A 17,749-nucleotide genomic window follows, 5' to 3' on the forward strand; every position below is an offset into this window, starting at 1 on the left:
GATGAAATGAATGGGAGAAAAAATGTTAGGAATTATTAATGCAACGGGAAGTTTTACTTCCTTACAGAAAGTAACAGGGCATCGTTCACTAGCGGCGCTACCGTTTGGGGGCCGTTATCGACTCATTGATTTCATGCTTTCCAATATGGTGAATTCTAATATTCATAGTGTGGCGGTTTTTACAAGCCATAAAAACCGTTCGTTAATGGACCATGTTGGTTCAGGGAAACAGTGGGATTTAGATAGAAAACGTGACGGATTGTTTTTATTCCCACCAAATTGCCAATGTGACCAAGATGAGTTTGGATCTTTTGCACATTTTAGAAGACATATTGATTATTTTCTAAGAAGCAGAGAAGAATACGTTGTTATTACGAATAGCCATCTCGTAACAGCATTAAATTTCCAGGCGGTGTTAGAGCGGCATATACATACGGCAGCTGATATTACTGAAGTTTGCCATGAAGGGGTTTCGCTTCAAACATACGTGTTAAAGAAACAATTATTGTTAGATTTATTTGAGACATATAAAGATGTGGAGCAATACAGTTTATTTGATGTAGTGAGAGAAAAGCGCGGAAAATCACTGCATATTGCTACGTATGAGCATACAGGATATGTAGCTATTATTGACTCGATTGAAGGTTACTATAAACATAGCTTAGAAATTTTGCAACCTGCTATTTGGAAGCAATTATTTAAGAAAGAAGCACCGATTTTTACGAAAGTAAAAGATGAGCCACCAACTCGTTACCTAAAGGGTGCAGTCGTGAAAAATACAATGATTGCAAATGGCAGTATTATTGAAGGGGAAGTAGAAAACAGTGTTGTTTCCCGTTCTGTTAAAATTGGAAAAGGTTCAATTGTTCGTAATAGTATTATTATGCAAAAGAGCCAAATTGGAGATAACTGTATAATAGACGGTGTTATTATTGATAAAGACGTGAAAATTGGTGACGGTGTCGTTTTAAAAGGAAACACCGATGAGCCGTACGTTGTAGAAAAAGGAAGCATTCAAAACAGTACGATTAATAGTTATTCTTGAAGAATCAGTGGGGGTCTTTCCTCCACTGATTAAAGTTTTAATTTAAATGAAAACTCGAAGGGAGGAAGCTGCAAGAAGGGTAATATATGCTTTTCGAGCAGTGGGACAACAAGTGAATATTTTATTTGCAGTATCAGAATGTGTACCGTTTGTTAAATCGGGAGGATTAGCTGATGTAGCAGGTGCGCTCCCAAAAGAGCTTAAAAAATTAGGTGTGGATGTACGTATTATACTTCCGAATTATAGTCTTATTCCGCAAAAATTAAGAGATGGATGTACGCTTCATAAAGTAATTAACGTTCCTCTTGGCTGGAGAAATCAATATTGCGGAATTTTAAAAGGTGAGCAAGACGGGATTACGTATTATTTAATAGACAATGAATATTATTTTAAGAGGGATTCTTTGTACGGTCATTATGATGACGGAGAGCGTTTTTCTTATTTTTCGAAGGCAGTTTTAGAGTGTATTCCGCATCTTGATTTTGAAGTGGATGTTCTTCATAGCCATGATTGGCATACCGCTATGGTTAATTTCTTACTTCGCGAAAAGTATCAAGACAACCCATTATATGAGCGTATTAAAACGGTATATACAATTCATAACTTGCAGTTCCAAGGTGTATTTTCTCCTGAAGTGATGTACGACCTGTTAGAGCTTGGTGATGAATACTTTCATAGTGAGCAGCTAGAGTTTTATGGAAATGTGAACTTTATGAAAGGCGGTATTATCGCTTCTGATCAAATTACAGCGGTTAGCCCGACATATAAAGAAGAAATACAATATGAGTTTTTCGGTGAGAAATTAGATGGATTGCTACGAAAATATAATGATAAGCTGAGTGGCATTGTAAATGGAATTGACACGAGCGTATATAACCCAGAAACGGACTCGTATATTACAGCTCAGTATGATGCAGAGTCATTATATGAAAAAAATGAAAATAAACGTGCATTGCAGCGTTATTTTGGTTTGCCAGAAAAAGAGGATACACCAATTATTGCAATGGTCACGAGATTAACGAAACAAAAAGGTCTTGATTTAGTACGTACTGTATTCCGTGAAATAATGGAAGAAGATGTACAATGTATTATTTTAGGATCCGGTGATTCAGAATACGAGCAGTTCTTTGAATGGATGGCATATGAGTATCCAGAGAAGGTGAAGGTATATATCGGATTTAATGAGGAGCTTGCGCATCAAGTGTATGCGGGAAGCGATCTATTTTTAATGCCGTCACTGTTTGAACCGTGTGGACTTGGACAACTTATCGCATTAGCGTACGGTACGATTCCGATTGTAAGAGAAACAGGTGGATTAAACGATACTGTACAATCTTATGATGAAGAAACAGGAGAAGGAAATGGTTTCAGTTTCACGAACTTCAATGCACATGACATGTTGTATACGGTTCGCCGTGCAATTGAATTTTATCACGATAAGCCGGTATGGGAACAGCTTGTAACACAAGCGATGACTGAAGATTATAGTTGGGAGAAATCAGCTCTTGCTTATAAGAAATTGTATAAAAGTCTCATGGAATAACATGTAGGTGGTGAAAAAATGTTTACTCATGTTGAAAGTTTCAAATCAGCCTTTCTAGAAAAGTTAGAGACGATGTATGGGAAAAGTTTCAAAGACTCTACAACTCGTGATCAATATAATACGCTTGGGTACATGGTACGTGAGTATATGAATAGTCAATGGATTGCAACGAACGAAAGCTATCGGTCTGGAGAGCAAAAGCAAATGTATTACTTATCCATTGAGTTTTTACTTGGACGTTTGCTTGGAAGTAACATTTTAAATTTAGGCATCAGGGATGTATGTGAGCAGGGCCTTTCGGAGCTTGGGATTTCTTTGCAAGAGTTAGAAGAGGTGGAAGCAGATGCAGGTCTTGGAAATGGTGGGCTTGGACGTCTAGCAGCCTGTTTTCTTGATTCACTCGCATCTTTAAACTTACCAGGACACGGCTGTGGGATTCGTTACAAACATGGCTTGTTTGATCAAAAAATTGTTGATGGTTATCAAGTTGAGTTTCCAGAACAATGGCTTCTTCATGAAAATGTATGGGAAGTAAGAAGGCATGATCAAGCTGTAGAAGTAAGCTATTTTGGCAGTGTGGAGCCGTTAGAAATGGATGGACGTTTAGAGTTCAGGCATACGAATGCAGAAGTCATTATGGCGGTACCATATGATGTTCCAGTAGTAGGCTATGAGACGAGTACTGTAAATACGCTTAGGCTTTGGAATGCTGAACCAGTTCCTTTCCCGCAAAACTGCAAAGATATTTTGAAATATAAGCGTGAAACAGAGGCGGTATCGGAGTTTTTATATCCAGATGATACGCATGAAGAGGGGAAAATACTTCGCTTAAAACAACAGTATTTCCTCGTATCAGCAAGTTTACAAAATATCGTTCGTACGCATAGAGAAAGATATGGTGACCTTCGTCAATTACATGAAAAAATTGCGATTCATATTAATGATACACATCCGGTTTTAGCGATTCCAGAACTGATGCGTATTTTATTAGATGAAGAAAAATTAGCATGGGAAGAGGCTTGGCACATAACGACGCAAACGATTTCTTATACGAATCATACGACGTTATCAGAAGCGCTTGAGAAGTGGCCAATTCACATTTTTAAACCGTTATTACCGAGAATTTATATGATTATTGAAGAGATTAATGAACGTTTCTGTCATGAACTTTGGGAACGTTATCCGTACGAATGGCGTCGCATTGAAGATATGGCGATTATTGCACATGATCTTGTGAAAATGGCTCATTTAGCAATTGTCGGTAGCCATAGCGTAAACGGTGTAGCAAAAATTCATACGGAAATTTTGAAGCAACGTGAAATGCGATTGTTTTATGAGTTTTATCCAGATAAGTTTAATAATAAGACGAATGGAATCGCTCATAGACGTTGGTTAATGAAGGCAAATCCGCAGCTGACGAACCTTATTTCAGAAGCGATTGGAACAGAGTGGAAGAAAGAACCGATTAAGCTGCAGGCGTTGCAAACAGTTCAATATGATGCGAGTTTCCAAGAGAAATTTGCAGAGGTAAAACAAGAGCGTAAAGAGATTTTAGCGGAGCGTATTCATAATAAAATGGGGATTACAATTGATCCAAATTCTATTTTTGACGTGCAAGTAAAAAGACTGCATGCTTACAAGCGACAATTATTAAACGTTCTTCATATTTTATATTTGTATAACCGTTTGAAAGAGGATACTAGTTTTACATTTTATCCGCGTACTTTTATTTTTGGAGCGAAAGCATCACCTGGCTATTATTATGCGAAAAAAATTATTAAATTAATTAATGAACTCGCAAGGAAAGTAAATAACGATCCGTACGTAAGCCAATATATGAAAGTTATCTTTCTAGAAAACTATCGAGTTTCTGTAGCGGAAGATATATTCCCAGCGGCGGATGTAAGTGAACAAATTTCAACTGCGAGTAAAGAAGCATCAGGAACAGGAAATATGAAATTTATGATGAATGGTGCGATTACACTCGGCACATTAGACGGAGCTAATATTGAAATAAAAGACAGGGTCGGTGATGATAACTGTTTCATTTTCGGTTTAACGGCGGAAGAGGTTCTTCATTACTATCAAAATGGTGGATATCGTGCAAGTGATTATTATCACCACAATATGCATATTAAAAAAGTAGTAGATCAGTTAACGAATGGTTTCTTTGCACAGTCGGGAGCTGAATTTGAAGCAATTTACGATTCTCTCGTTATTCAAAATGATGAATATTTCGTTTTGCGAGATTTTGGTCCATATGCGGAAAGGCAAGAAGCTGTAGGGCGTACTTATGAAAATCGAACGAAATGGCTAGAAATGTCGATTTTAAATATTGCACAATCAGGTCATTTTGCGAGCGATCGAACGATTTTGCAGTACAGTAATGAAATTTGGGGTATTGGTAATACGGTTAAACAACATTAAGTAAAAGTCCCTTTTGAAGGGACTTTTACTCATTATACAGAAGTGTGGTGAATGGCATATGAAGGGTATGTATGAACAAGGAGATTTAAAAACAAATAGATTAATTTTAACGAAGATACACGGTGCACATGCAGCTGATTTATTTGAAGTATATTCTAATTCGGAAACAGCGACATATGTACCGAGGGAAGTACATAAAACGAAAGAGGAAACTCATCGTTTATTAGAAAATATGTTTACAACGATACGAGATGGTAAGGCTCTTATATGGTCTATTATGCTGAATGATAACCAAAAGGTAATTGGAACATGTGGAATATGGCTTATGCCACATAATAGTGCATCGATTGGAGCTGTAATTAGCCCAACATATTGGGGGAAAGGAGTTATTGTTGAAGCGTTAGAACAAGTTATAAAAGTTGGTTTTCAAGAATTAAATTTGAATCGTATTGAAGGGAGATGTAGTGTGAAAAATGTAGCTTCTGAACGTGTGATGCAAAAATTAAAAATGGTATATGAAGGTACATTGAGGCAAAATGTAAAAATGAATAATACGTACAGTGATTCTAAAGTGTATTCGCTTTTAAAACAGGAATACGATTGCTTCGCAAAGTAAACCGAGCTAAATGAGACTAAGCTCGGTTTACTTATTTTGCTTAAGAAAGAAATGGGATAGCGGTATAGATTATGCCTGTTCCACCATATTCTCCTGTCGCAAAGTATGAAAATGTAAAGAAACCTGTAACCGAAAAAATTACAATGAGAAAAAGTGCAAAGATAAACTTTAACATGTAAGGTCCCCTCATCCAAAAGTAAATTCATATATTATTATAGTATACGAATGTGTAATTTCCAATTGTTTACTGGTTAAAAATGAGAAGTCAGACATGTTTTGTATGTTGTCATGGAATGATTATTCGTAATAGATTTTGTATTTTTTGTAAATGTCATATTGTGATGAACGTGGGCATATTCCCAATCACGATCATTAAAATTTATGTTTCGCGGAGGGAGAAGTGGAACGACATCGAATAAATTTACAAAACGAAAGCTACTAGCTACTTGTAGTTTATAATAATTTCGAAAAGCGATATCTCCTACTTTTGGAGAAGCGAATGTATAAAGGCCATACTGTGCGAAGGCAGTATTGATACGTGCATCTAATATGTGTAATGTAGCAAGCGCACCACCTAAACTATGTCCGGTAGCTAGTAGTTTTTTATGGGCTGGCAATGATACGAGCATATCCATAATAGAATCTCGGCAAGATTCATAAATAGAAAGAAAGCCGTTATGGACATTTCCGCTGTTTAAAGCATATGGGTATGGCTTTTGGTTGACGAGTGAATCGATAATCCAGTCTGTATCTGTTTGTGTGCCCCGAAAAGCTACAATAATTGTATCCTCAGATTCTAATATGAATCCAAACCATTCTGTCATTTGAATGGTTTTTCCTTGAAAACCTTGTACATATTGAAAACCATCTGGTATTTCAAAAATCCCATTTTGTTTATATTGTTCATACGTTAACTCACAACAAGAAGCTAACAATATGGCAGTGTCTTTATCAAAGGATAAAGGAGTACGCATTAAGGAAGCCCTCCTTAAGAAAAGGTATGGTTAAATATATGCAGTGAGGGACTTGATTCATTCTTTTTGAGGGTTTTGAAAATGAGGATGGAACATTTAGTTATATGAGGGGGGAGGGGAAGCGTAGTCCACCTAAATAAAAAGCGCCCCATAAGGGCACTTTTACTCTTTTCCATCTAATAAACGACCAAGTCCACCTAAAACACTGCCTTCACCGGTGCTTTGAGCTGCTGGACTCGTAAGGCGTGCTGCTAAGCGGCTAAGTGTTAAGGACTGAATCCAAACCGTTCCAGGACCTTCTAGCGTTGCGAAAAATAAACCTTCACCGCCAAATAGAGCTGTTTTTACTTTTCCTACAAATTCAATATCATAGTTAACGTCTTTTGTCATGGCAACGAGACAACCTGTATCAATGCGAAGTTTCTCGCCGGGTTTTAATTCGCGCTTATATACAGTTCCGCCTGCATGCATGAAAGCTAGACCATCACCTTCAAGTTTCTGCATGATGAAACCTTCACCACCAAAGAAACCAGTTCCTATTTTTTTAGTAAACTCAATTCCGATAGAAACACCTTTTGCAGCACAAAGAAACGCATCTTTTTGGCAAACTATTTTCCCTTGATATTCTGTTAAATCAACAGGAACAATTTTACCAGGATAAGGAGCAGCAAATGAGACGTGGCGTTTGCCGTGACCTGTATTTGTAAATACAGTCATAAACATGCTTTCACCTGTAACAAGACGCTTACCAGCCCCCATTAATTTTCCGAATAGACCGTTAGATGGTCCAGAACCATCACCGAAAATTGTCTCCATTTCGATGTAGTCTTCCATCATCATCATTGCCCCAGCTTCTGCGATAACACTCTCTTCTGGATCTAATTCAATTTCAACGAACTGCATATCGTCACCGTATAACTTATATTCGATTTCATGTGCCTTCATTTTTTTTCACCTCATATGTAATATATATTTATATTGTACAGAATTTAATAGTATTAGAATACTCTAGTTTTGTTAATTTTCAAATAAAATAAGGAGATGGAAATTCAACATTATATTAAAATTATAAAAAAATGATGGAATGAAAGTGTTCTCATTTGACGTTTTTCATATAGCGTGATATAGTGAAAGCACTATTGAGCTACATAATGTGGTACGGAAATAAAGCACGTTGTATTAAAGGCTGTAAGCTTGTTATACATTCATGTCCTTTATATCCACCTTTTCATGTGGATTCATAGTTTCATTTTTATTTAGGAGGTACATGACATGCAAACAGGTAAAGTTAAATGGTTTAACGGCGAAAAAGGTTTTGGCTTCATCGAAGTTGAAGGCGGAGAAGACGTATTCGTACATTTCTCAGCTATCCAAGGCGAAGGCTTCAAAACTTTAGAAGAAGGTCAAGAAGTTTCTTTCGAAATCGTTGAAGGAAACCGCGGACCACAAGCAGCTAACGTTACAAAAAACTAATTAGCTAGCGATAAAAAGCATTCCGAATTTCGGAATGCTTTTTTTTATCCCGTAAACGTCCGAAAGGTGTGGGCTAATAATTAGTGGGGGATGGTCCCCACACTAATTAAAGTTTCACTTTACTCTTTGGAACTAGATTCATTTGAAGATAATTCGCCTTTGAAGGTACGCTCTTCAAAGTCATCAAGCATTTGTTCATACTCTTCATGTTCTTCTGTGGCGAAAACTTGTGGGTTTTTTCCATACATATCTGTACCGATAAAGTTTTCGAAATCCTCTACATATCCAACATTCTCTTCACTATTTACATACATACCATTATAATTTTTTGAATCTTGTCTTTCTAAATCAGACGGTGTTTCAGACGTTCCATAATTTGCGACATCTTGCCACGCATCTTCTGCATCGTACTCAACAGAATGATCTTCATCGTGCTTATGGAAAGAAGGAGCCAATACTTCTTCTTCAACTGGACGGGTCTCCATATTTAATTTATTTGTCGCGTGCTGTATGCATGTTGTAGCAGTCGGCATTGCTTCTAATCTTGCAAATGGAATTTCCACGCCAGACACTTCACAAATACCGTACGTACCTGCTTCTATTTTTTGCAAGGCATGTTTCGTATCCTCTAGCTGTTTATGCCAAAGCTCAATAAGCCCGAAATCTTTTTCACGTTCATATAGCTCTGTAGCCATATCACCTGGATGGTTATCATAGCTAGACAATTCTCCGACGGAATCGCGTTCAGAGGCACGATTTTCATTTTCATGAGTTTGTATTGTTTGCTCTAGTTCTTGTTTTTGTTTTTCTAAAACGGATTTAAATTGATTTATTTGTTGTGGAGTTAACATAGTCGTCCACCTTCCTACAATTCAGTTTCTTTACATAGTATGAGCGTTGCGAGTAGGAATTATGAGCTGAAATTGGTATATGAAAAAGGAGCCGCATTAGCAGCTCCTTTTAAAGGAAATATCCAAGTAATAATCCGATTCCCATGAGGAGACCGAAGATTGTATTTGTTTTTGCTGTTGAAATCATCGCAGGTACCATTTCCATTGGAATGCTTTTGCCGATAAAACCTTTCGTCGCTTTAAATGCTTTCGGTGCACTTAAAAATACGATCAGCATCCATGGTGATACGATGCCCACGATAATTAAAGCAATTGTCCAAATGTAGGAAACGATGAACATAGAAGCAAGTACACCAACGGCTCTTTCACGTCCAACGAGAATTGCTAACGTTTTACGACCGTTTTCTTTATCGCCATCTAAGTCACGGATGTTATTAGCTAGTAAAATGGCACCAATTAAAATGGAGCTTGGAATAGATAGTAAAATGACTTCTGACGTTACAGTTCCAGTTTGAATAAAGAATGAAATACCAATAATGATGACACCCATAAATAATCCGGCTGTTAACTCACCAAATGGTGTATAGGCAATTGGAAGTGGGCCGCCTGTATAAAGGTAAGCAACGGCCATACAAATAAGACCGATTGCAGCAAGCCACCAGCTAGAATTCATACAAATATAAACGCCTAATAGCATTGCGATGCCGAAAAATCCAAATGCTAAGTTCAGTACTGTTTTTGGCTGAATGCCATCGCGAACGATAGCGCCGCCGATTCCAACTGAACCTTCATGATCGAGTCCTCTTTTATAATCAAAGTATTCATTAAACATGTTTGTTGCTGCTTGAATGAGAAGACAAGCAAGAAGCATCATAAGGAAAAGAGGGAGATGTATTTGATTTATACCTCCGACCTGCATCGCATATGCTGTTCCGATGAAAACAGGAACGAAAGCTGCTGTTAATGTATGGGGGCGTAGTAAACTCCACCAAATGCGCCAGCCTGTTTGTTTGCTTGGCTTTGGCGCCGTAGGAGAGGAATTCGTTTCGACGTTCATTTCCATGTTGAATCCTCCTTAGGTCACATATTGTACACAATTAAGTGTAGAAAAAGCATCATTTAGTGTCAACGTTTATTTTCTAGGAAGAGAAGGTGAATTTCTCAGAAATGCTAAACGTTGACAGGCCTTTCGTTTGAGGTGTATCTTAAAATCAAGCGTAATTATGACTATTTTTCGCCCATAGGGGGGAGACAATTGTGATTCAAACGAAACAAAAAGGCTTGCAAGAAGTTCTTAGTGCGGCCATTAAGCGTGTAAAGAATGAAAAAACATTAGTTAGTTTTGTCAAACAAATAGACTGGGTGGATCCACTTCTGTTTTATGCAGCAGGAAAAAGGACTTCATTCGAAAATAGATGTTATTTTGCAGACCCAGCTCAGCATGTAATATTTGCAGGAATTGGCTCTGTTTTCACTATAGCAAATTCTTCTCATAAGCGCTTTCAAACTGCTCGTGATGAGTGGGAGAAAGTAAAAGAGAATGCATTTGTGCAAAGAGATGAATATGAATTTGGAACAGGTCCTCTTTTATTTGGTGGGTTTTCATTTGATCCAGAAAAAGAGAAAACAGACCTATGGAAAGAATTTAAAGATACAACATTTTCACTACCCGCATTTTTATTAACTGTAAAAAATGAAAAAGCGTGGTTAACGATGAATACATTTGTTTCAGAAACAGATTGTGCAGAAATTCTTTATAACGAAATGATTTCTTTAGAAGAGAAAATTTTTGGGGAGAGTAAATGTGCGCTAGAAGGATCGAAATTAATTGTTACTTCTAAAGTAGAAGTTGATCCGAAAGGCTGGATGAAAGCAATTGAGAAAGTGCAAGATGAGATGAAGCAGGGTAACGTGCAGAAGGTTGTATTAGCGAGGGAGTTAAAAGTAGAGGTGAATCATTCTATTGATTCTGCTCTTGTTTTAGAAGCGCTTCGCATTGGGCAACCGGATTGTTACGTATTTTCTTTTGATTATAAAGGAGCATGTTTCCTAGGAGCGACACCAGAGAGATTAATTCGCAAAGAAGATGAGAAGTTTACGTCGATGTGTCTTGCTGGTTCAATCGGTCATGGTCATTCTATAGAAGAAAGTAAACAAAATGGTAATGCGCTTCTTCATGATGAAAAGAATTTAGCTGAACATGGTTATGTAGTGAACATGATTCGCGGTGTATTAAATGAGCATTGCAACGTCGTTAATATTCCGGAAAGTCCGGGTTTATTAACAACGAAAAACTTAATTCATTTATATACGCCTGTAGAAGCAAAAGGTGATGTGAGTCTTTTAACAATGGTAGAAGAATTACATCCAACACCAGCTCTTGGCGGGACGCCTCGTTTGGAAGCGATGAAGCTCATTCGTGATGTGGAATTGTTAGACAGAGGATTGTACGGTGCACCGATTGGGTGGATAGATGATGAAGGAAATGGTGAATTTGCGGTTGCGCTTCGCTGCGGATTATTAAATGGCGAGAAAGCATCCTTATTTGCCGGTTGTGGGATTGTAATTGATTCTGTACCGCAACTTGAATATGAAGAAACAAGTTTGAAGTTTAGACCGATGCTTGGTGCTTTGGAGGAATTAATGAAATGAACAATCATATAGAAGCATTATCATATTATTTAGGCGCGTTCGTGGATGAACTGACGCGTCTAAATGTATGTGATGTTGTCATTAGTCCAGGCTCACGGTCAACGCCGATTGCTCTACTAATGGAACAACATGAAGGAATGAACACATATTTACACGTAGATGAAAGATCAGCAGGATTTTTTGCGCTTGGTATCGCAAAAGCAAAAAAGCGTCCTGTTGCATTATTATGTACGTCAGGAACGGCAGCAGCGAACTATTACCCAGCTGTATGTGAAGCTTTTCATTCACGAGTGCCGCTTATCGTCTTAACGGCAGATAGACCGCATGAATTAAGAGATGTCGGTGCACCACAAGCGATGAATCAAATTAATTTATACGGTACGTTTGTGAAGCAATTTACAGAGATGGCGATTCCAGAAGCGAGTGAAGCGATGTATCATTATGCTCGCATGACGACGCAGCGCATGATAGCAAGCGCACTTTTAACGCCGCAAGGACCTGTTCATCTTAATTTTCCAGTTCGTGAACCGCTTATCCCGGACTTTTCATTAGAAAGTTTATGGGATAAAGGACGCGGGGAATATACAGGAGTAGTTCAGCAAGGGAACGCGGTGATGCCGAGTGAATATGTAGATTCTCTTGTAGGGCGCCTTTCACATATGGAAAAGGGGCTTATTATTTGTGGAGATGATAGTCATTCAGAAATCGCAGAGTTTGCGGCACAATTAGCTAAAAAAACAGGATATCCAATATTAGCGGATCCACTTTCTAACATTCGTAGCGGACATCACGATAAAACGATGGTAATCGACTGTTACGATACATTTTTACGAAATGAGTTGTTAAAAGAAACGTGGAAGCCAGAAGTTATGATTCGCTTTGGTGGTATGCCTGTTTCGAAAGCATTAACGCAGTTTATTAAAAAACAGACGAAAGCCGTTCATATCGTTGTCGACGAATCCGGACAATGGAGAGATCCAGCTCTTGTTGCGACAGAAGTTGTACAGGCAAATGATATTGCATTTTGTAGTGCATTAATAGAAAAAATGCCAGCTATGAAAAAGAATGATTGGTTCGGGATGTGGCAACATATAAACGAAAAAACGAAGGAAACGCTTCGTGAAATGGAAACATATGAAACGGCATTTGAAGGAAAGGTTATTACGGATATTGTACGCGTATTACCAGATGGGGCAACGTTATTTGCGAGTAATAGTATGCCAATTCGTGATACAGATTCATTCTTCTTCACATCAAATAAAAACATTCAGGTGATGGCAAATCGCGGTGTAAATGGTATCGATGGAATCATTTCAACAGCTTTAGGCGCGAGCGTTATTTGTGATCCGCTCGTATTAGTCATCGGTGATTTATCATTTTATCACGATTTAAATGGACTGTTAGCAGCGAAATTACATGAATTAAACATAACAATTGTCGTTGTAAATAATGACGGTGGCGGTATTTTCTCATTCTTACCACAGTATGAGAAAAAGGAACATTTTGAATCATTATTTGGAACACCGATTGGGCTTGATTATGAACACGTTGTTAAAATGTACGGTGGTTCATTTAGCCGTGTAAATGGTTGGGAGCAATTCCGAGAAGAGGTACAAAAGGGAACAAGGGCGGAAGGTTTACACGTTGTGGAAATTTGTACGAATCGTGATGAGAACTTAACATTGCACCGTACATTATGGGCAAAAACGATGGACGTAATTACTACATCTTTACAAGGTGAATCACGATGAAAGTAACGTTGCAAGGTGTATCGTATGAATATGAAGTAGTCGGAAGCGGTGAACCACTTCTACTTCTTCATGGTTTTACGGGAAGCATGGAAACGTGGCGTTTTTTCGTTCCTTCTTGGAGCGAGAAATTTCAAGTCATTTTAGTAGACATTGTTGGGCACGGAAAAACGGAAAGTCCTGAAGCTGTGACGCATTATGATATTAGAAATGCGGCATTACAAATGAAAGAGCTGCTAGATTACCTTCATATTGAAAAAGCGCACATACTCGGCTATTCAATGGGCGGTAGGCTGGCGATTACGATGGCATGCCTATATCCAGAATATGTACGTTCTCTTTTATTAGAAAATTGTACAGCTGGGCTTGAAAGTGAAGAGGCTAGAAAAGAACGTCGTGAAAAAGATGAGCGACTTGCTCATAAAATTGAGCGAGAAGGAATCGAAAGTTTTGTAGCGATGTGGGAAAATATTCCGCTGTTCGAAACGCAAAAACGTTTAGCAGAAAAGGTACAAGAAGCAGTGCGAAAAGAACGACTTGCTAACAATTCAAAAGGACTTGCAAATAGCTTGCGAGGCATGGGAACAGGGGCTCAGCCTTCATGGTGGAATGAGCTACAAAACTTAAAAATGCCTGTTCTTTTAGTGAACGGTGAGCATGATGAAAAGTTCTTTCGCATATTAAAAAATATCGAAAAATGCGTCTCTGACGCGAAATTTGTCAAAATTGATGGTGCTGGCCATGCAATTCATGTGGAACAACCAGAAAAGTTTGATACAATGGTAAAGGGATTTCTAAAAACTATGCAGTGATGCTTTTTTCACCTAAGAGGGAAGCTACACTTATAGAGGAGATCAGAAATATACAAGGAGGTAGTTGTAATGGCTATTGAATGGGTAAAAGAAGGCAATTACGAAGATATTATTTATTCAACATACAATGGTATCGCAAAGATTTCGATTAACCGCCCTGAAGTACATAACGCATTCCGTCCTAAAACGGTAATGGAGTTAATCAACGCTTTTGCACACGCTCGTGATGATGCAAATGTTGGCGTTATCATTTTAACAGGTGAAGGTGGACGTGCATTCTGTTCTGGCGGCGACCAAAAAGTTCGCGGTCATGGTGGATATGTAGGTGACGACCAAATCCCACGTCTAAACGTATTAGACTTACAACGTCTAATTCGCGCAATTCCTAAACCAGTTATCGCAATGGTAGCAGGTTATGCAATCGGTGGAGGACACGTACTTCATATCGTATGTGACTTAACAATCGCTGCAGACAACGCTGTATTCGGACAAACAGGTCCTAAAGTAGGAAGCTTTGACGGTGGATACGGAGCTGGTTACTTAGCTCGTATGGTAGGCCACAAGAAAGCTCGCGAAATTTGGTACTTATGTCGTCAATACAGCGCACAGGAAGCGCTTGATATGGGCTTAGTAAACACAGTAGTACCATTAGAAGAGCTTGAAGCAGAAACAGTACAATGGGCACAAGAAATTTTAGCAAACAGCCCAATGGCACTTCGTTTCTTAAAAGCTGCATTCAACGCAGATACAGACGGTCTAGCTGGTATTCAACAATTAGCTGGAGATGCAACGTTATTGTACTACACAACTGACGAAGCAAAAGAAGGTCGTGACGCGTTCAAAGAAAAACGCAGTCCGGACTTCGGTCAATTCCCTCGTTTCCCGTGATCAAACCAAAAGCGGAGCCGACTGTTTAGCCGCTGTAGCTAGATGGAATCAACCGGAAACAAAACAACTAAGAGACTTGATGTCACATCAAGTCTCTTTCTTTCATGAAAGGAGAATGAATGATGGAGACGATGCCTAACTGGTTAAAGCAACGTGCATTTTTAACACCAGATCGCACTGCAATTGAAATAGAGGATGAAAAGGTTACTTTTATGCAGCTGCATGAAAAAGTAGTATCTGTTTGTGAACGTCTCACGCATGTTGGAGTGAAGCGTGGACAAAAGGTGGCTGTTCTGATGAAAAATGGTATGGAGATGATTACAGTTATTCACGCCCTATCTTACGTAGGTGCAGTAGCTGTGCTTTTAAATACGCGTCTTTCAAGAGAAGAGCTACTTTGGCAAATGGATGATGCTGAAGTTGTTTGTTTAGTGACGGATCAAGATTTTGAGACTACAGATGTTCCTGTATATTCATTCGCTGAAGTGATGAATGGATCGAAGGCAGAAGCATCTATACAGGAAGAATTCTCTTTAGAAGAAGCGATGACAATTATTTATACGTCTGGGACGACAGGGAAGCCGAAAGGCGTTATTTTAACGTACGGTAATCATTGGGCAAGCGCAGTCGGTTCTTCGCTTAATTTAGGGCTTCGTGATGATGATTGCTGGTTAGCTTGTATGCCGATGTTCCACGTTGGCGGGCTATCTCTGTTAATGAAAAATATTATGTACGGTATGCGCATTTTACTCGTTCCGAAATATGATGCTAATTTTATTCATGAAGCACTTCAAACGAGAGGCGTTACGATTATTTCTGTCGTTTCTAAAATGTTAACAGATCTTTTAGAGCGACTTGGAGAAGAGACATATCCCTCTTCTTTACGATGCATGTTACTAGGCGGAGGGCCAGTGCCGAAACCGTTATTAGAAACGTGTGTAGAAAAAGGAATTCCTGTGTATCAAACGTACGGTATGACAGAAACGTCTTCGCAAATTTGTACGTTATCAGCAGATTACATGTTAACGAAAGTAGGATCAGCTGGAAAACCACTATTCCAATGTCAGCTTCGTATTGAAAAAGACGGCGTAGTAGTGCCTCCACATGCTGAAGGAGAAATTGTTGTAAAAGGACCGAACGTAACAGGTGGCTATTTTAACCGTGAAGATGCGACGCGTGAAACAATTCAAAATGGCTGGCTTCATACTGGTGACCTCGGTTATTTAGATGAAGAAGGATTTTTATACGTATTAGACCGCCGCAGTGATTTAATTATTTCTGGGGGAGAAAATATATATCCAGCTCAAATTGAAGAAGTGTTACTCTCTCATCCTGCAGTAGCAGAAGCCGGTGTTGTCGGTATGGCTGACGAAAGTTGGGGACAAGTGCCAGCTGCTTTTGTTGTAAAAAGCGGAGAGGTAACAGAAGAAGAACTTCTTCATTTTTGCGAGGAGAAATTAGCGAAATATAAAGTGCCGAAGAAAGTGTGTTTCTTAGAGGAATTACCACGAAACGCTTCGAAAAAATTGTTAAGACGAGAGTTAAGACAATTAGTGGAGGAGATGTAGGTGGAGATAAAAAAAGTGACACTTTATATAACGGAAATGCCACTCGTAATCCCGTTTGCTGCAAGCTACGGAACTTACGAAAGGCGTGAGAGTATCGTCGTTGAATTAGAAGATAAAGATGGATACGTTGGTTTTGGTGAAGTCGTTGCTTTTTCTGAACCGTGGTATACGGAAGAAACGGTGAAGACAGCACTGCATGTACTTCAGGATTTTTTAATACCGGATTTATTGGAAACTGAAATTTCTCATCCGAATGAAGTGCCGAGTTTGTTCCAGCATATAAAGAGAAACCGAATGGCAAAGGCCGGAATAGAAGGGGCTGTTTGGGATTTATATGCGACGCGTCAAAAGAAACCGCTAGCGACATTGCTTGGCGGAACGAAGTCTGAAATTGAGGTCGGCGTTGTAATCGGGATCAATACGATTCCGGTTATGCTAAAACAAATCGAGAAGTACGCGGAAGAAGGATACGAGCGTTTTAAAGTGAAAATAAAGCCAGAGCATGATTACGAATTATTGAAAGAAATTCGTAAAGAGTTTCCGAATATCCCGTTAATGGCTGATGCAAATTCAGCCTATACATTAGCGGATACGGAGAGGCTGAAACGACTAGATGAATTTCAATTGCTGATGATTGAACAACCGCTAGCGGATTACGATTTTCTTGATCATGCACAGCTGCAAAAGAAAATTGAAACGCCGATTTGTTTAGACGAAAGCATCCATAGTTTAGAAGACGCGCGCGTTGCGATTACGCTTGGTAGTTGCCAAATTGTTAACATTAAACCAGGGCGAGTGGGCGGATTAACAGAATCTATTCAAATCCATAATTATTGCATGGAGCATAACATACCCGTTTGGTGCGGTGGTATGGTAGAGATGGGGATATCACGAGCACAAAACGTTGCGCTTGCTTCATTGCCGAACTTTACGATTCCTGGTGATATATCCGCTTCTAGTCGACATTGGGAGCAGGATATTATTTCGCCGGAAGTGATGCTTAAGGGCGGGAAAGTGATTGTACCGCAAAGTGTTGAAGCTGAGTATGAAGTAGATCGTGGGAGACTGGATGAAATCACGAAGCAGCGGATTGTGTTTGAGCGGTAAATGGAAGTTTCGTTAGGCTGTCCGCAAATAGCGAGAGGGTTTTGT

16 protein-coding genes are annotated in these 17,749 nt (G+C 38.9%); 11 read left to right on the forward strand and 5 right to left on the reverse strand.

The window, feature by feature from the left end; genetic code table 11:
• Positions 1–10 precede the first annotated feature (10 nt).
• The 4 genes from glgD (at position 11) to ACS2MN_RS26675 (ending at position 5,631) form a co-directional block, all read left to right on the forward strand.
• A complete protein-coding gene (glgD, locus tag ACS2MN_RS26660; protein WP_080326629.1) occupies positions 11–1,045 on the forward strand; it encodes a glucose-1-phosphate adenylyltransferase subunit GlgD in 1,035 nt (344 codons plus the stop codon).
• A 112-nt stretch (positions 1,046–1,157) separates the two neighbouring features.
• Positions 1,158–2,588, forward strand: coding sequence for a glycogen synthase GlgA (gene glgA / locus ACS2MN_RS26665; RefSeq protein ID WP_002106619.1), 1,431 nt, complete (start codon positions 1,158–1,160; stop codon positions 2,586–2,588).
• A gap of 18 nt (positions 2,589–2,606) precedes the next feature.
• Positions 2,607–5,015 carry a glycogen phosphorylase gene (gene glgP / locus ACS2MN_RS26670; RefSeq protein ID WP_346994446.1) on the forward strand — a complete coding sequence of 803 codons (2,409 nt, stop codon included), beginning with the start codon at positions 2,607–2,609 and terminating at the stop codon, positions 5,013–5,015.
• A 58-nt stretch (positions 5,016–5,073) separates the two neighbouring features.
• A complete protein-coding gene (locus ACS2MN_RS26675; protein WP_000677948.1) occupies positions 5,074–5,631 on the forward strand; it encodes a GNAT family N-acetyltransferase in 558 nt (185 codons plus the stop codon).
• A gap of 40 nt (positions 5,632–5,671) precedes the next feature.
• Here ACS2MN_RS26675 and ACS2MN_RS26680 read toward each other — a convergent pair whose 3' ends face one another.
• The 3 genes from ACS2MN_RS26680 to ACS2MN_RS26690 all read right to left on the reverse strand — a co-directional run bounded on the left by ACS2MN_RS26680 (position 5,672) and on the right by ACS2MN_RS26690 (position 7,550).
• Positions 5,672–5,806 (reverse strand): hypothetical protein, encoded by a 135-nt coding sequence (locus ACS2MN_RS26680; RefSeq protein WP_000911069.1) that lies wholly within the window; start codon positions 5,804–5,806, stop codon positions 5,672–5,674.
• Between the two features lie 76 nt (positions 5,807–5,882).
• The gene (locus ACS2MN_RS26685) at positions 5,883–6,605 is read right to left on the reverse strand and encodes a lipase family protein (RefSeq protein WP_001260116.1); all 723 of its coding nucleotides are present in this window, start codon (positions 6,603–6,605) and stop codon (positions 5,883–5,885) included.
• Positions 6,606–6,767: 162 nt separating this feature from the next.
• Positions 6,768–7,550 carry a TIGR00266 family protein gene (locus ACS2MN_RS26690; protein ID WP_000643604.1) on the reverse strand — a complete coding sequence of 261 codons (783 nt, stop codon included), beginning with the start codon at positions 7,548–7,550 and terminating at the stop codon, positions 6,768–6,770.
• A gap of 327 nt (positions 7,551–7,877) precedes the next feature.
• On the opposite strand from ACS2MN_RS26690, the gene cspD reads away from it, so the two are divergent.
• Positions 7,878–8,078: a cold-shock protein CspD gene (cspD, locus tag ACS2MN_RS26695; protein WP_001193053.1), complete on the forward strand. Its 201-nt coding sequence runs from the start codon at positions 7,878–7,880 to the stop codon at positions 8,076–8,078.
• 119 nt (positions 8,079–8,197) lie between these two features.
• Here the strand turns inward: cspD and ACS2MN_RS26700 are convergent, their stop codons facing one another.
• Positions 8,198–8,929, reverse strand: coding sequence for a yteA family sporulation protein (locus tag ACS2MN_RS26700; protein WP_200203459.1), 732 nt, complete (start codon positions 8,927–8,929; stop codon positions 8,198–8,200).
• 109 nt (positions 8,930–9,038) lie between these two features.
• Positions 9,039–9,992 (reverse strand): 1,4-dihydroxy-2-naphthoate polyprenyltransferase, encoded by a 954-nt coding sequence (locus ACS2MN_RS26705; protein ID WP_000425757.1) that lies wholly within the window; start codon positions 9,990–9,992, stop codon positions 9,039–9,041.
• 194 nt (positions 9,993–10,186) lie between these two features.
• Between ACS2MN_RS26705 and ACS2MN_RS26710 the strand changes: the two genes are divergently transcribed.
• From ACS2MN_RS26710 to menC, 6 genes are all read left to right on the forward strand, one after another.
• Positions 10,187–11,581 (forward strand): isochorismate synthase, encoded by a 1,395-nt coding sequence (locus ACS2MN_RS26710; protein WP_088055585.1) that lies wholly within the window; start codon positions 10,187–10,189, stop codon positions 11,579–11,581.
• Entirely contained in the window at positions 11,578–13,332 is a 1,755-nt protein-coding gene (gene menD / locus ACS2MN_RS26715) for a 2-succinyl-5-enolpyruvyl-6-hydroxy-3-cyclohexene-1-carboxylic-acid synthase (protein ID WP_001059231.1), read from the forward strand. The genes ACS2MN_RS26710 and menD overlap by 4 nt, the downstream gene beginning before the upstream one ends.
• Positions 13,329–14,141, forward strand: a complete 813-nt coding sequence (gene menH / locus ACS2MN_RS26720; RefSeq protein WP_087950940.1) for a 2-succinyl-6-hydroxy-2,4-cyclohexadiene-1-carboxylate synthase — start codon at positions 13,329–13,331, stop codon at positions 14,139–14,141. Before menD ends, menH begins: the two co-directional genes overlap by 4 nt.
• 69 nt (positions 14,142–14,210) lie before the next feature.
• Positions 14,211–15,029, forward strand: a complete 819-nt coding sequence (gene menB / locus ACS2MN_RS26725; RefSeq protein WP_000963888.1) for a 1,4-dihydroxy-2-naphthoyl-CoA synthase — start codon at positions 14,211–14,213, stop codon at positions 15,027–15,029.
• Positions 15,030–15,151: 122 nt separating this feature from the next.
• Entirely contained in the window at positions 15,152–16,597 is a 1,446-nt protein-coding gene (locus ACS2MN_RS26730) for an o-succinylbenzoate--CoA ligase (protein ID WP_346994448.1), read from the forward strand.
• On the forward strand, positions 16,598–17,704 hold the full coding sequence (menC, locus tag ACS2MN_RS26735; protein WP_000403450.1) for an o-succinylbenzoate synthase: 1,107 nt from the start codon (positions 16,598–16,600) through the stop codon (positions 17,702–17,704).
• The last annotated feature ends 45 nt before the right edge of the window (positions 17,705–17,749 follow it).

Source organism: Bacillus cereus group sp. BceL062 (genome assembly GCF_051780025.1).
Lineage (GTDB): Bacteria > Bacillota > Bacilli > Bacillales > Bacillaceae_G > Bacillus_A > Bacillus_A toyonensis.